This is a genomic window from Mycobacterium sp. DL99, from assembly GCF_004762045.1.
Lineage (GTDB): Bacteria > Actinomycetota > Actinomycetes > Mycobacteriales > Mycobacteriaceae > Mycobacterium.
Genome location: NZ_SJOM01000007.1, coordinates 5,019,428 through 5,033,922 on the forward strand (window position 1 = coordinate 5,019,428; position 14,495 = coordinate 5,033,922).

Genomic DNA, 14,495 nt, shown 5'->3' on the forward strand with positions numbered 1-14,495 from the left:
ACGTCGCAGGCCCCGTCAGGTCTGCGTTCAGACCAGATCCTCGAAGCTGTCCTCGCCGGGCCGCCACACCATCCACGCTCCATCGGCGAATCCCGTGAGCATCGCAATCTCGACGTAGACCTCATCCAACTCCGGATGGATCACGACTGTGCCCGTGTCGAGTTCGATGCGAATTCCGATACCTGTCTGCTCGGTAGTCGCCGTCACCGTGCCCGGCGTCAACTTGCGCAGGCTGTCCGCGTACCCGAGGTCGGACTCACGCCAGACCCGACCGGAGCTTTCGACCACCGGCCAGACATAGCAGGCGAGGACGGCCGGTTCTCCCCCACCGGCCGCCCCGTCGAACTTCAGGTGCGCGCAGTCGTTGAGGACGATCTCGACCGAATACAGTCGCGCACCGACGAGCCGGGAAAGCAGTTCGTTCGGGATGTACATCGCTGCGAACCTCATGACTCGACCGACACATTCAAAGCACAACTCCACCACATTTCATCGCCGATCACCGTCAGCCATCACTGCCGGTCGAACCGCGGAATCCCTCCCTCCGATGCGGTGGAAAGATCTGTTGGAGTGTCGTCAAGCCCTGGGGAGAACCGATGGCAAACCGCTGGTCTGGAGTGACGATCGATTGCGCCGATCCCATTCGGATGTCGGCTTTCTGGGCCGCGCTGCTCGGTATTCCGACGTCCAGCGAGCATGGGGAGGACCCGAACTGGGCGACTGTGGGCTCGCGCTCGGGACGGTTTCCCCGACTCACCTTCCAGCGCGTGCCCGAACCGAAGGTCACAAAAGTGCGCATCCACCTGGACGTGCAAGTAGACGACATCGCGGTGGGCCTCGATCAGGTCGAGGCCCTCGGCGGCCAGTGGTCTGGCATCCGCAACGACTACGACGAGGGTGTCGTTCTGGTCATGCTCGATCCTGAAGGCCACGAGTTCTGCCTGGTCCAGTACTTCGAAGCGTGAGAGGGCAGAACGTCATCAGGCATTGAGGCCGAACTCGAGTTACGTCAGCGACCCACGTTGGCGCCGAGTCCAACTCGCCACGAAGTACCCACGGTCTCTCGCTCCCCCGCGCGCATGCAATCGGCCCTCGAATTGGTGCCCCGCAGCGGCTCCGGCCAAGACCCGCCACGGCGCCCGCCCGGTCGTTGCGATGCTGTTTTCACCGAGTCGACCCAGTGCGTCGTCATCGCCTTGCGCTAACGCCCGCATGACTGCCTTGTCGTACACGTCCGCCTCTTTGGCGTGATGTGCCTGGTCCGACGCAGTCATGCACGTCGATCCCTCGCCGATGACGATCATCGCCACCCGCTCGGCACGTCCGGCCAAATCTCGGCCCAGCGCAGCGCAGTCCTCAACCGAGGCATCGAAATCGATCGATTCGAATGCGCAGTCGGCAACGATCATTCCTTTGTCACCCGGCCTTGACGCCCCCAGAAGCCAGTAGCCGACGGAGAGCGTCAACGGCAGCGGCTGCGGGTCGTCTGCGTCCTGCCCCCATCCGGACCTCCAGCGAACGCCACTCGCAAACAGGCTGGGGTACACCCCCGCCGGGTCGAAACTCCGTGTCGAGTCGTCACCGCCGACGACCGCAACCAATTGAGGAGCATCCGGAGACGGTTCATGCCCGCCTCCCACGACCGGAATCTGTAGTCGCCCAACCGCTTCCCGGCAGGCGTCGCGGAGGCGGTTCCACCGGCGACTACGCCCGGCTACGTCTGGGATCAACATCGTCGGGTGCGGGCAGATCGCGGCCGAGATCAGCGCCATGGCATAGCTCCGATCCGTCCTCGCAGCCATCCGTCGATCCCGTCCAGAGCAGCTTGCGCCATCGAGGTCGCATGCCCGGTGAATGCATGCGGCGATGCGGGGTAGACCCGCAGATCAACTTCGACACCCGCTGCGGCGAGCCTGGCCGCCATAGCGAGGTTGTCCTCAAGAAGCACATCCTCTGCACCGATCACCATCAGGACCGGCGGGAGGTCCTTGAGCTCCGCGAAAACGGGCGAGACATCCGGATCGGTGCGATCTGGCGCGTCACCTGCGTATGCACTGAGGAAATACTCGTCAGCGATGAGACGACCCGCCGGCGTCTGCGCGGAGAGATCGAACGTGCCGCACTGAACGACCGCCCCACCGAAGACATGGAGCCCCCGGTCGCGTAACCGGACCAACGTCGTGACCACAAGTGTGGATCCTGCGGAGAATCCCGTGATGGCCAGCTGTGCTGTGCCGAATCGTGTTTCGGAGTTCTCGGCGAGCCACAAAGCCGCAGTCTCGCAGTCATCCGGGGCTGCGGGCCACGGATGCTCTGGCGCCAGTCGATAGTCGACGCTGACCACCGCGACCCCCAACGTCTCGACGAGACGTCGATTCTGAACGTCACTCCGCGCGGCCGAGCCCAGATAGAAGCCGCCGGTGTGAATCTCAAGCAGCACCCCCGCCGCACGCCGATCCGTCGGGGTGTGAATACGGACGGACACACTTCGCCCGCCGGCGGTCACGGTCTCCACCAAGGGGGATGGCTCACATTCGGCAGGTGTGGGCATCGCGTCGCGGGCGGCGAAAAGCTCACTCAGACTTGTCGGTCCGCGGCCGGATGGCCGCCGCGCGTAGAACGCGCGAGACTCGTCGACGAATGGGAGCAACGACGGGTCAGTCAGGGAAGACAGCCGCAGACGCATGCGAACAGCTTACGAACTTGCCGATCGTCAGGTTGAACCGAAATCGGTCAGACGTTGAAGCAGAACGCCACCAGATTGCTGGACCGAAGAACATGGCATCGATCAGCGCGCCCGATACGGTTTTTGCCATGGATGAAGACAACCTGCGCACCGCTGTTGAGGCACATTGGGCGTCATCAGACATGAACGACTTCGACGCCGAGCATCGGATCTACCGGGCCGACGCGGTCCTCGAATATCCCCAATCAGGTGAACGGATCCGCGGGCGGGACAGCATTCAGGCTTCGCGCGAAGCCCAGCCGAATGCCAAACGCTTCACGGTCCGCCGCATCCTCGGTGGCGGTGATCTGTGGATCAGCGAACTCGTTCTGACCTACGACGGGCAACCGTCATACGTGGTGAGCATCATGGAATTCGTGGACGGTGAGGTCGTCCGCGAGACCCAGTACTTCGGAGATCCGTTCAGCCCCGGGCCATCCCGCAGTCAGTGGGTCGAATCGATGGAGTGACTGCGGAGCTCACACGTTGAAGCGAGCGTCTAGCCCCACTCCGACGCCATCGGTGATCGAGGACTACCCGACTTCCAACGTCGCGCGCACCGGCGTCGTGTTCCGGGTCAGATCCAGCACCGGGCAGTGCGCCTCGACGGCCTCATGCAGCTCGCGGTAGCGTTCCTCGGTTTCCGGCCCGGTCACCTTAACCATCACCCGGATCTCGCCGAAACCCGCCCGCACACCCTCGTCCAGTCCGAAGAAGCCACGGACGTCGAGGTCGCCTTCGGCACGCGCGGAAATGTCGTCCACTGCGATACCGAGCTTTTCCGACCAGAACCGCCACGTCACGACATGGCAGGACAGCAGTGAGGCCAGGTAGAACTCGACCGGATTCGGGGCCTTGTTCTCCCCGCCCAACGCCGGCGGCTCGTCCACCTCAACGCGGTACTGCCCCAGCGTGACCGAGCTGGCCACCGCGCCATGCGCCTGCGCGGCTGCCCGGAACACCACCTTCGCATTGGCTTCGTTTGCCGCGACCGCATCGGCGGTGGCGGCGATTATCCCGGCGAGGTGATTGGTCGATGTCGTCACAAGGAGGCGATAGTAACGACCGGCCAACGGCATTAGGACCGAGCGTGGGCCCTATGCACGAAAACCGGACCGATTGCGTGCATAGGCGCCACGCTCGGCGCACTGTCTAGACGTTGAAGCGGAACTCCACGACGTCCCCGTCGACCATCACGTAGTCCTTGCCTTCCATCCGGACCTTGCCCGCGGCCTTGGCGGCGGCCATCGACCCGGCCTCGACGAGATCGTCGAACGACACCACCTCGGCCTTGATGAAGCCCTTCTCGAAGTCGGTGTGGATCACGCCGGCCGCCTTGGGAGCGGTGTCGCCCTGGTGGATGGTCCAGGCGCGCGATTCCTTCGGCCCGGCCGTCAGATAGGTCTGCAGCCGCAGCGTGTGGAAGCCGGCCCGAGCCAGGGCGTCCAGGCCACGCTCGGTCTGCCCGATCGACTCCAGCAGCTCGTTGGCCGACTCGTCGTCGAGCTCGATCAATTCCGATTCGATCTTGGCGTCCAGGAAGACTGAGTCGGCCGGAGCCACCAGTGCACGCAGCTCGGCCTGCTTCGCCTCATCGGTGAGCACCGACTCATCGGCGTTGAACACGTACAGGAACGGCTTGGTGGTCATCAAATTCAGCTCACGCAGCACCGACCAGTCCTTGCCGGTGGAGAAGAGCGTCTTGCTGTCGTCGAACACCGCCTGGGCCGCGACCGCCGCGTCCAGGACCGGCTTGCGCTCCTTGTTGTTGCGGGCTTCCTTCTCCAGGCGCGGCACCGCTTTCTCCAGCGTCTGCATGTCGGCCAGGATCAGCTCGGTCTCGATCACCTCGATGTCCGAGCGCGGATCCACCCGCCCGTCGACGTGCACCACGTCGTCATCGGCGAACACGCGCACCACCTGACAGATGGCGTCGCACTCGCGGATGTTGGCGAGGAACTTGTTGCCGAGGCCGGCGCCCTCTGAGGCGCCTTTGACGATGCCTGCGATGTCGACGAACGTCACCGGGGCCGGCACGGTCTTCTCCGAGCCGAAGATCTCGGCGAGCTTGTCGAGCCGGGGATCGGGCAGCGGAACCACGCCCTCATTGGGCTCGATGGTCGCAAACGGGTAGTTGGCCGCCAACACGTCATTCCGTGTCAGGGCATTGAACAGAGTCGACTTTCCGACGTTCGGCAAACCGACGATTCCCAGGTTCAGGCTCACAGGGACCACAGTCTAGGCGGGTGTGACGGGCACGCCAGCGCGAGCTGGCAGCACGCGGCCAGACTGAGCCGGTACGGTCTACGTGTGTCAGGACAGCGCGCACAGTCGGCAGTGCCGGCTGACCATCGCTCTGTACACCCGCAATTCGCCGGTGTGCCGTGGTGGGGAGCTGTGCTGATTGCGATCACGGCTACCGCGATCGGCTTTGCTTTCGATGCCGGTTCGGGCAATCGCGAGCTCAGTTCGGTGTTCGCGGTCTGCTATTCACTCGGTTGCATTTTGGCTGTTCTGGTGGTCCAGCAGGCCGGTCTGTTCACGGCCGTGATCCAGCCCCCACTCATCCTTTTCGTCGCCGTTCCCGGGTCCTATTTCCTGTTCCACGGCGGCCAGCTGGCCGGGGTGAAGGACCTCGCGATCAACTGCGGATATCCATTGATCGAACGCTTCCCGCTGATGCTGTTCCTGTCAGCGGCAGTGCTGCTGATCGGACTCGGCCGGTGGTACGTCGGTCTGACATCCCGTCGTGGAGCCGAAGCAGATGGGACGGCCGACTCCAGAACGGCCGAAACAGCCAAGGCCAAGCCCGCCGCGGGAATTGTGTCATCCGTCACAGCGAAACTTTCCGGGCTGGTTCTCCGCAAACCCGCCACCGCGTCGACCCGCCGGGAGCGGACGGCCCGGCAGGACGACGCGGCCGATGCCCCGCCACGGCGGCGCCCATCCGAACGGCGCCCGCGCCGGCGTCCAGCCGGCGCAGAGCCCGGCACGGGTGCTGCAGCGGCAGCCGCAGCGGCCTCCGGGCGGCCCCGCGGCGAGCGCAGGCCGACCAAGCGCACCGCAGCGCCGCGCCCCCGCCCGACCCGTGGCGCCGACAGCGATCTCAGCAGCGAACTCGACGGCGCGATGCCCGAGCGGCCGCGGCGGCCCAGGCCCCCGCGCTCAGCCGAGCCGGGAGGCGGCGAGCCGCGCCGGCGGGTGCGGACCCAGCCGCGCGACCCGCGCAAGCAGCCGCCGCCGGAGCGCCGTGACACCGGCTCGTTCGACGCCCCACATGAGCGACCGCAGCGGCCGCGCCGCCGATTCGACGACTACCAGCCGTTCGAGGATTCCTTCGAGCAGCCCAAGCAGGCACCCAACGGTTCCGGCCGCTCGACGCACCATCCGGTGTCGCGGGTGCGCTACCGCGGTTCTGAGGACGAGGACCACCGGGTGGAGCACCGCATGCGGCCTCGCTCGTCAAAGGGTGCAGCGGCCAGGGGCCGCCACTCCTCGGATCACGACGACTGATCTACGTCTGGTCGACGCCTGACGCCGATCAGGCGCGCGGCGGGCGGATCTCACGCGGCAGCGAGAACACCAACGTCTCGTTGGCCGTGGTGACCGGCTGCACGGTCCCATAGCCGTACTCGGCCAGCCGTTCGAGCACACCGCGCACCAGCACCTCGGGCACCGATGCCCCGGAAGTGACACCCACGGTGGTGACGCCCTCCAACCAGGCCGGGTCGATATCCTCGGCGTAGTCCACCAGGTGTGAAGCCTGCGAGCCGGCGCCCAGGGCCACCTCGACCAACCGCACCGAGTTCGACGAGTTGCGTGAACCGACCACGATCACCAGCTCGCATTCGGGAGCCATCGCCTTGACGGCCACCTGACGGTTCTGCGTGGCGTAGCAGATGTCGTCGCTCGGCGGATCCTGCAATGTCGGGAACTTCTCGCGTAGCCGGCGCACCGTCTCCATGGTCTCGTCGACGCTCAGCGTCGTCTGCGACAACCAGATGACCTTGTCCGGGTCGCGCACCGTGACCTTGTCCACCGCGTCCGGATTATCGACGACCTGGACGTGGTCGGGCGCCTCACCGGCGGTGCCGACAACCTCCTCGTGGCCCTCGTGGCCGATCAGCAGGATGTCGAAATCGTCGCGGGCGAACCGCTTGGCCTCGTTGTGCACCTTGGTGACCAGCGGGCAGGTGGCGTCGATGACCTGCAGGCTGCGCTCGGCAGCGGTCTGGTGCACGGTCGGCGCCACACCGTGCGCCGAGAACACCACGATCGCCCCTTCGGGCACTTCGTCGGTCTCGTCGACGAATACCGCGCCGGCCTTGGCCAGCGTCTCCACCACGTGCTTGTTGTGCACGATCTCGTGGCGCACGTAGACCGGAGCGCCGTGCTTCTCCAAGGCGCGCTCCACGGTCTCGACGGCGCGGTCCACACCGGCGCAGTACCCACGAGGCTCGGCCAGCAGGACCCGTTTGCCGGAGACTTGCGAACCACCGCCTGACCTCACCGAGCTGGTGGCACCCGGGATACCCATGTTGATTGTCGGCGGCATGTCTCCAGGGTACGGGCCCACCGCAGCGCCGAGCCAGCCGTAGGCTGTGGGCCATGGGAACTGCACCGTATGGGGTCCGGCTGCTGGTGGGTGCGGCAGCAACCGCCCTGGAAGAAACCCGCAAGTTGCCTCAGACGATCCTGACCTACCCCATGACGGTGGCCAGCCAGGCGGCCAACCTCGTCATGCATGTCCAGCAGAACCTCGCAGAGCTGGTGGTCAAGGGCGACGAGACACTCGAACAACTGTTTCCGCCCAAGGACGAGCAGCCCGAGTGGGCCACCTTCGACGAGGATTTCGAGTCCGACCCCGACTCCGAGGACGACGCCGACGGGCCGGCAGCCGGCGACGGCGAGCGGCGCACCGAGGGCCGGTTCGCCCTCTACAGCACCGGAGAGCCCGATTCGGCGGGCTCGGCGAACGGCAAGGCCGGAGGCGCCACCGCCGCAGGCGCAGCGCCCGACATCGCGGGCGAACTCGGGTACGACGCGCTGACGCTGGCGCAGCTGCGCGCGCGGTTGACCGCCCTGCGGGTGGCCGACCTTGAGGCGCTGCTGGCCTACGAGGAGGCCGGCCGGGCCCGCGCACCGTTCGTGACGCTGCTCGCCAACAGGATCACCCGCGCGACCGCGAAGTGACCGAACCGGGCCAATCACCGGAAAACCCCTGGCCGGTCCGCGCCGTAGCGACCCGCGTCGCCAAATGGATCGACCGGCTCGGCACGGTATGGGTCGAGGGGCAGCTGACCGAACTCAAGGTCCGCCCGGACTCCAAGACCGTCTTCATGGTGCTGCGGGATCCGGCAGCCGATATGTCGCTGACGCTGACCTGCCCGCGCGACCTGGTGCGCAACGCCCCGGTCAAGCTGACCGAGGGCACCCAGGTGATCATCTGCGGCAAGCCCAATTTCTACACCGGTCGCGGCACATTCTCGTTGCGGGTCAGCGAGATTCGTGCGGTCGGCATCGGTGAGCTGTTGGCCCGGATCGAGCGGTTGCGCCGGCTACTCGAGGCCGAAGGACTCTTCGATCCGCGACTCAAACGGCCAATCCCGTTCCTGCCCAACACCATCGGTCTGATCACCGGCCGCGCTTCGGCCGCCGAGCGTGATGTCACCACGGTCGCCGGTACCCGCTGGCCCGCGGTGCGCTTCGCGATCCGCAACACCATCGTGCAGGGGCCCAACGCGGTTCCGCAGATCGTCGACGCTTTAGCAGCACTGGACGCTATGCCCGACGTTGACGTGATCGTCCTCGCACGCGGCGGCGGCAGCGTGGAGGACCTGCTGCCGTTCTCGGACGAGACGCTGTGCCGGGCCATCGCCGCCTGCCGCACGCCGGTGGTCAGCGCGATCGGTCACGAACCCGACACTCCCCTGTCCGATCTGGTCGCCGACGTGCGCGCGGCCACCCCGACCGACGCGGCCAAGCGGATCGTGCCCGATGCGGCCGCCGAACAGGCGCTGATCACCGATCTGCACCGGCGCAGCGCCCGCGCACTACGCAACTGGGTACACCGTGAGCAGCACCATCTGGAGCAGTTGCGCAGCCGCCCGGTACTCGCGCAACCTCTCGCCGGTCTCACCGCGCGGGCAGACGAGATCGCCCGGGCCCGGGCCACCGCCCAACGCGATATCACCCGGTTGATCGCCGCGGGGGCCGACACCGTCGGCCATCTGTCGGCGCGGCTGACCGCGCTCGGCCCGGCGGCGACGCTGGCCCGCGGCTATGCGGTGGTCCAGGCGGTCCCGGAGTCGGGGGCACCGACAGTTCTACGTTCAGTGGCCGACGCCCCGAACGGCACCCGGCTGCGAGTGCGGGTGTCCGACGGAGTGATCTCGGCTGTCAGCGACGGCAGCGAGTAGAGGATGTGAGCATGAAGCCTATTAGTGAATTGGGCTATGAAGAGGCCCGCGACGAATTGGTCGCCGTCGTGCAGCAGTTGGAGCAGGGTGGGCTCGATCTCGACGCTTCGCTGAATCTCTGGGAGCGCGGCGAGAAGCTGGCACAACGCTGCGAAGAACACTTAGCTGGAGCACGGCAGCGGGTCGAGCAGGCCCTGGCCGCGCGCGAGTCCGAAGAATCTTGATGCAGCAACTGTTTTTGCCGATCCAGGTCGAAACTGGAACCTGTTTCAGTTAAGCTGCCCAGCATGGGTGACGCATCTCTGACCACTGAACTCGGCCGCGTCCTGGTGACGGGTGGCTCCGGCTTCGTCGGCGCCAACCTGGTGACCGAGCTGCTCGACCGCGGTTACGCGGTGCGCTCGTTCGACCGCGCGCCGTCGCCGCTGGGCGATCACGCCGGCCTGGAGGTCATCGAGGGCGACATCTGCAACCCGGAGACCGTGGCCGACGCCGTCAAGGACATCGACACGATCATTCATACCGCTGCGATCATCGACCTGATGGGCGGCGCCTCGGTCACCGAGGAGTACCGGCAGCGCAGCTTCGCCGTCAACGTCGAGGGCACCAAGAACCTGGTGCACGCGGGCCAGGCCGCCGGCGTCAAGCGCTTCGTCTACACCGCCTCCAACAGCGTGGTGATGGGCGGACAGGACATCGTCAACGGTGACGAGACCATGCCGTACACCACCCGGTTCAACGACCTGTACACCGAGACCAAGGTCGTGGCCGAGAAGTTCGTGCTCTCCCAGAACGGCGAGCAGGGCATGCTGACGTGTTCGATCCGGCCCAGCGGCATCTGGGGCCGCGGCGATCAGACCATGTTCCGCAAGGTGTTCGAGAACGTTCTGGCCGGACACGTCAAGGTGCTCGTCGGCAACAAGAACATCAAGCTCGACAACTCCTACGTGCACAACCTGATCCACGGGTTCATCCTGGCCGGCCAGCACCTGGTCCCCGGTGGCACCGCACCCGGTCAGGCGTACTTCATCAACGACGGTGAACCGATGAACATGTTCGAGTTCGCCCGCCCGGTGATCGCGGCGTGCGGCCGGAAGCTGCCGACGTTCTACGTGTCCGGCAAGCTGGTACACAAGGTGATGATGGCCTGGCAGTGGCTGCACTTCAAGTTCGCCCTCCCCGAGCCGTTGATCGAACCCCTTGCGGTGGAACGGCTTTACCTCAACAACTACTTCTCGATCGCCAAGGCCGGACGCGACTTGGGCTACAAGCCGCTGTTCACCACTGAGCAGGCCATGACCGAGTGCATGCCCTACTACGTCGACCTGTTCCACCAGATGGAGTCCGGGTCCAAGCAGTCCGTCACCGCGTAGCCGGTCACCCCTCAGCGGTACAGGTGCACCGGATGGTGCGTGGACTGTTCGATCCGTGCCGATGCGGCATGCAGTAGTTCGGTACCCAGCGAGATCAGCGCGCGGGCCGCCGCGATCTCCTCACCGATCATCGGCGCGCCGGGGTCTTTGGGGTTCCGGTAGGCGTCTCCGGTGGTGGATATCGTGTCGTCGCGCACCTGTGCCCGGACCGAGGCATGGGTGTGGATCTCGTCTTCGGAGAACTCGATCTCGACGAGCCACTTGTTGGTCAGATCCTTGTCGTACATGTCGGACACCTCCACCTACAACTGTGCGCCGGGCACGGCGAGGATGCCAACAGTTTGGCGAGTCATTGGCCGACCAGGGACAGCGCGAACCCGCGACGAAGCTTGCCCGACGGTGTTTTCGGGATGGCTCCCGGCGGTAGGACGACGACCGTGCGTGGCCGTGCATCCACTTCGGTGACCACATGATGGGCGACGTCATGCTGGATGCGGCGGACCTCGCTATGGTCATCGAACGCACTCGATTCCACTGCGACGGCGAAGGACTCCGTCGAACGCCCGGAATGCAGTCGCACCGCAACGGCACAACCCGGTCGCACGCCATCGACGCGACCGGCAGCACGCTCGATGTCGGTCGGATGGATGTTCCGCCCGGCCATGATGATTACATCCTTGACGCGGCCACAGACCACGATGTGGCCGTTCTCCATCAGGTAGCCCAGATCGCCGGTGTCGTACCAGCCCCGCTCGTCCTGTGCGGGCACAAATCCCGCCGCCGTGGTGTAGCCCCGGGTCAGTGATTCGCCGCGGACCTGGATCACTCCGACACCGCGGGCCGGAAGCACTTTCCCGTCCTCGTCGACAATGCGGGCTTTGAGCCCACTCAGCAAGGGGCCCAGTGTCGCCAACCGGCGACGATTGCCGTTCTTCGTCGGCACCGCACGTCGCAGCGTCGCCAGGATGTCGGCATCCACCTCATCGACCACGAGGCCGGAGTTGCACTCCGAGAACGAAACCGCGACCGTGGTCTCGGCCATGCCGTACGCCGGCAGAATCGCTTCTGGTCGCAAGCCGAACTGCTTGCCTGCAGCGCACAGATCCTCGACGTCGGCCGGCTCAACCTGCTCGGCACCTGACAGCGCCCATCGCAACGTCGACAGGTCGAACTCGCCGGGTTGGGCCTGCCTGCGCAACCGCTTGGCCAACAGTGCATAGGCGAAGTTCGGCGCGGCGGTCATCGTGCCCTTGTACTTGTCGATGAGCCTCGCCCACAGCAACGCGTCCTGCAGGAAATCCATTGGCGTGATCTTGACCAGCTCCGCACCGAAGTACATCGGAACTGTCAGGAACCCGGTCATCCCCATGTCGTGGAACAGCGGCAGCCAGCTGATGATCACGTCGCTGTCTAGGTTGTACTCGGCGCCGACGAACATCGCCTCAGCGTTGGAATGCAGGTTGCGGTGGGTGATTTGGACCGCTTTGGGAGGCCCCGTGGAGCCCGACGTCAGCTGCAACAGCGCCAGGTCGTCCTCGTCGACGTGCACCGGGTCGATCGGCTCCGTACCGAGCAGCTGCTCGATGGTGACAACGGCCACCCCGCGCTCGGCCAGCACGGGCTCGGCACCCAGAAATGGCTCGGATAGCACAACGGTGTCGGTGTCGATGGCTCCGACCACCTCGGCCGTTTCAGCAGCCCATTTCACGAGGTCGGTGCGAGGGGTGGGTTGGTGCAGCATGGTCAGGCTGGCGCCACGCATCCAGACCGCCTGGGCGGTAGGCGCAACCTCGACCGGAAGTCCGGCCAGCACCGCGATCGCGTCGCCGCGGTCTACGCCTGCCGCGGCGAGGCCGCCCGCGACCCGACGCGCCCGCTGATGTACCTGTTCCCAAGTATGCCGAACCGGCGCATGTGGTTCACCGGTCACCATCCCCCTGGTGCTTGCATGTGCGTTTGCATACATCGTCTCGGTGAATTTGCTCATGGATCCCCCCTGAACCCATTGCGTTACGTTTCCGCGAATGATTCGTACCCGAATGGCGCACGTAATCATCGGCGATGCTCCCACGGCAATCAGAGCAATCGCAGACGGCGGCCGGACAGTCGGCACGGGACGAACCCACGATTCCGACAGAATAGCCAGCCTGGGCCAAGATTCGAGGCCATCTGCCGGTCAACCGATGTTCGTGTCGGCGTTCCTGAATGGATATTTGTTTGGGCAACAAGGCAATACGCCCGCCGAACAACGAGAATATCGAAGGAGGTGGCAAATTCGACGATGGACTCCGATCGACGCCCCGGCCCCAAAGCGAGCGCGTCGGTAAATATCGGCTGAGAAGCGTCGAGAAGCCCACCGGTGGCCGGCGAAACCACATACCGTCGGCCAGAGACGAAAAAGTCGGGGATCGACAGGAGGACTGAAACATGCCAAACGGCAAGCCGAACATTCTCGTGATCTGGGGCGATGACATCGGCATCAGCAACCTGAGTTGCTACAGCGACGGCCTGATGGGCTACCACACCCCGAACATCGACCGCCTCGCCAGCGAGGGCATGCGGTTCACCGACTCCTACGGCGAGCAAAGTTGCACCGCGGGCCGCGCGGCATTCATCAGTGGGCAGAGCGTCTATCGCACCGGAATGAGCAAAGTCGGTGTGCCCGGCGTGGACATCGGTTGGGCCGCAGAGGATCCGACCATCGCCGAGCTACTCAAGCCGCTCGGGTACGCGACCGGCCAGTTCGGCAAGAACCACTTCGGCGACCTCAACAAATACCTGCCGACCGTTCACGGTTTCGACGAGTTCTACGGCAACCTCTACCATCTCAACGCCGAGGAAGAACCCGAGAACTTCGACTACCCGCACGAGGATCGGTACCCGCGGCTCTACCAGCTGGCCAAACCGCGTGGCGTGCTCAAGTGCAAGGCCACCACCGACGTGTCCACCGAACCGGACGACCCGAAGTTCGGGCCCGTCGGCAAGCAGACCATCGAGGACACCGGCCCGCTGAACACCAAGCGGATGGAGACCATCGACGAGGACATCGCCGACTCCACGGTCGACTACATCAAGCGTCAGCATGCGGAAGGCAATCCGTTCTTCGTGTGGTGCAACTTCACCCACATGCACCTCTACACCCACACCAAGCCGGAGAGCCGTGGGCAGGCCGGGCTGTGGCAGTCGCCGTACCACGACACGATGATCGACCACGACCGCAACGTCGGCACCGTGCTGAACGTGCTCGACGAGCTCGGTATCGCCGAGGACACCATCGTCATCTACTCCACCGACAACGGCCCGCACCGCAACACCTGGCCCGACGGCGGCACCACTCCGTTCCGCAGCGAGAAGAACACCAACTGGGAGGGCGCTTTCCGGATTCCCGAGCTGATCCGCTGGCCCGGAAAGATCAAGGCCGGCTCGGTCTCGAACGAGATCATCCAGCACCACGACTGGCTGCCCACCCTGTTGGCCGCCGCCGGTGATCCCGACATCGCGGAGAAGCTCAAGACGGGCCACAAAGCCGGTGCCGACGGGGAGACCGAGTACCAGGTTCACATCGACGGGTACAACCTGTTGCCGTACCTGACCGGCGAGGTGGAGACCAGCCCGCGGCGTGGGTTCTTCTATTTCTCCGACGACGGGGACCTGGTGGCGCTGCGATTCGAGAACTGGAAGATCGTCTTCGCCGAACAGCGGTGCCAAGGCACCCTGCGGGTCTGGGCCGAGCCGTTCACCCCCCTGCGGGTGCCGAAGTTGTTCAACCTGCGCACCGACCCGTACGAGTTCGCCGACATCACGTCGAACACGTACTACGAATGGCTGCTGCGGCACGACTTCTTCGTGTTCTACGCGACCGCAATGGCGACGAAGTTCCTTGAGACGTTCAAGGACTTCCCGCCTCGGCACGCACCGGCCAGCTTCAGCGTGGATCAAGCCGTCGAGAAGTTGCACGAGTTTCTAGCGAAGGACTGA

General features: G+C 65.3%; 16 protein-coding genes. 8 read left to right on the top strand and 8 right to left on the bottom strand.

What is annotated here, in order from left to right:
• Positions 1-27: 27 nt before the first annotated feature.
• Entirely contained in the window at positions 28-450 is a 423-nt protein-coding gene (locus tag EYZ64_RS24460) for a hypothetical protein (protein WP_210115566.1), read from the bottom strand.
• Between the two features lie 146 nt (positions 451-596).
• Here EYZ64_RS24460 and EYZ64_RS24465 point away from each other — a divergent pair, with 146 nt between their 5' ends.
• Entirely contained in the window at positions 597-965 is a 369-nt protein-coding gene (locus EYZ64_RS24465; protein WP_135457506.1) for a VOC family protein, read from the top strand.
• 39 nt (positions 966-1,004) lie between these two features.
• On the opposite strand, the gene EYZ64_RS32500 is transcribed toward EYZ64_RS24465, so the two are convergent.
• Together EYZ64_RS32500 and EYZ64_RS24475 are read right to left on the bottom strand one after the other, a co-directional pair.
• Positions 1,005-1,409 carry a class III extradiol ring-cleavage dioxygenase family protein gene (locus EYZ64_RS32500; RefSeq protein WP_286175116.1) on the bottom strand — a complete coding sequence of 135 codons (405 nt, stop codon included), beginning with the start codon at positions 1,407-1,409 and terminating at the stop codon, positions 1,005-1,007.
• A gap of 353 nt (positions 1,410-1,762) precedes the next feature.
• Positions 1,763-2,686 (bottom strand): alpha/beta hydrolase fold domain-containing protein, encoded by a 924-nt coding sequence (locus EYZ64_RS24475; protein ID WP_135457508.1) that lies wholly within the window; start codon positions 2,684-2,686, stop codon positions 1,763-1,765.
• A gap of 128 nt (positions 2,687-2,814) precedes the next feature.
• Here EYZ64_RS24475 and EYZ64_RS24480 point away from each other — a divergent pair, with 128 nt between their 5' ends.
• Entirely contained in the window at positions 2,815-3,195 is a 381-nt protein-coding gene (locus EYZ64_RS24480) for a nuclear transport factor 2 family protein (RefSeq protein ID WP_135457510.1), read from the top strand.
• Positions 3,196-3,258: 63 nt separating this feature from the next.
• Here the strand turns inward: EYZ64_RS24480 and EYZ64_RS24485 are convergent, their stop codons facing one another.
• Together EYZ64_RS24485 and ychF are read right to left on the bottom strand one after the other, a co-directional pair.
• Entirely contained in the window at positions 3,259-3,804 is a 546-nt protein-coding gene (locus EYZ64_RS24485) for an OsmC family protein (protein WP_210115567.1), read from the bottom strand.
• A 73-nt stretch (positions 3,805-3,877) separates the two neighbouring features.
• Positions 3,878-4,951, bottom strand: a complete 1,074-nt coding sequence (ychF, locus tag EYZ64_RS24490; RefSeq protein WP_135457514.1) for a redox-regulated ATPase YchF — start codon at positions 4,949-4,951, stop codon at positions 3,878-3,880.
• Between the two features lie 84 nt (positions 4,952-5,035).
• Between ychF and EYZ64_RS24495 the strand changes: the two genes are divergently transcribed.
• Positions 5,036-6,238, top strand: coding sequence for a DUF6542 domain-containing protein (locus EYZ64_RS24495; protein ID WP_167857952.1), 1,203 nt, complete (start codon positions 5,036-5,038; stop codon positions 6,236-6,238).
• Between the two features lie 28 nt (positions 6,239-6,266).
• Here the strand turns inward: EYZ64_RS24495 and EYZ64_RS24500 are convergent, their stop codons facing one another.
• Entirely contained in the window at positions 6,267-7,280 is a 1,014-nt protein-coding gene (locus EYZ64_RS24500; RefSeq protein WP_135457516.1) for a 4-hydroxy-3-methylbut-2-enyl diphosphate reductase, read from the bottom strand.
• Positions 7,281-7,333: 53 nt separating this feature from the next.
• On the opposite strand from EYZ64_RS24500, the gene EYZ64_RS24505 reads away from it, so the two are divergent.
• The 4 genes from EYZ64_RS24505 to EYZ64_RS24520 all read left to right on the top strand — a co-directional run bounded on the left by EYZ64_RS24505 (position 7,334) and on the right by EYZ64_RS24520 (position 10,517).
• Complete coding sequence (locus tag EYZ64_RS24505; protein WP_135457518.1) at positions 7,334-7,918, top strand: lipid droplet-associated protein; 585 nt, start codon at positions 7,334-7,336, stop codon at positions 7,916-7,918.
• A complete protein-coding gene (gene xseA, locus EYZ64_RS24510) occupies positions 7,915-9,144 on the top strand; it encodes an exodeoxyribonuclease VII large subunit (RefSeq protein WP_135457520.1) in 1,230 nt (409 codons plus the stop codon). The genes EYZ64_RS24505 and xseA overlap by 4 nt, the downstream gene beginning before the upstream one ends.
• 11 nt (positions 9,145-9,155) lie before the next feature.
• Positions 9,156-9,368 carry an exodeoxyribonuclease VII small subunit gene (locus EYZ64_RS24515; RefSeq protein WP_135457523.1) on the top strand — a complete coding sequence of 71 codons (213 nt, stop codon included), beginning with the start codon at positions 9,156-9,158 and terminating at the stop codon, positions 9,366-9,368.
• 63 nt (positions 9,369-9,431) lie between these two features.
• The gene (locus EYZ64_RS24520; protein WP_135457525.1) at positions 9,432-10,517 is read left to right on the top strand and encodes a 3-beta-hydroxysteroid dehydrogenase; all 1,086 of its coding nucleotides are present in this window, start codon (positions 9,432-9,434) and stop codon (positions 10,515-10,517) included.
• 11 nt (positions 10,518-10,528) lie between these two features.
• Here the strand turns inward: EYZ64_RS24520 and EYZ64_RS24525 are convergent, their stop codons facing one another.
• Positions 10,529-10,804 carry a DUF1876 domain-containing protein gene (locus EYZ64_RS24525; RefSeq protein WP_044519921.1) on the bottom strand — a complete coding sequence of 92 codons (276 nt, stop codon included), beginning with the start codon at positions 10,802-10,804 and terminating at the stop codon, positions 10,529-10,531.
• A gap of 62 nt (positions 10,805-10,866) precedes the next feature.
• Positions 10,867-12,504, bottom strand: coding sequence for a fatty acyl-AMP ligase (locus tag EYZ64_RS24530; protein ID WP_135457527.1), 1,638 nt, complete (start codon positions 12,502-12,504; stop codon positions 10,867-10,869).
• 440 nt (positions 12,505-12,944) lie between these two features.
• Here EYZ64_RS24530 and EYZ64_RS24535 point away from each other — a divergent pair, with 440 nt between their 5' ends.
• Entirely contained in the window at positions 12,945-14,495 is a 1,551-nt protein-coding gene (locus EYZ64_RS24535) for an arylsulfatase (RefSeq protein ID WP_135457529.1), read from the top strand.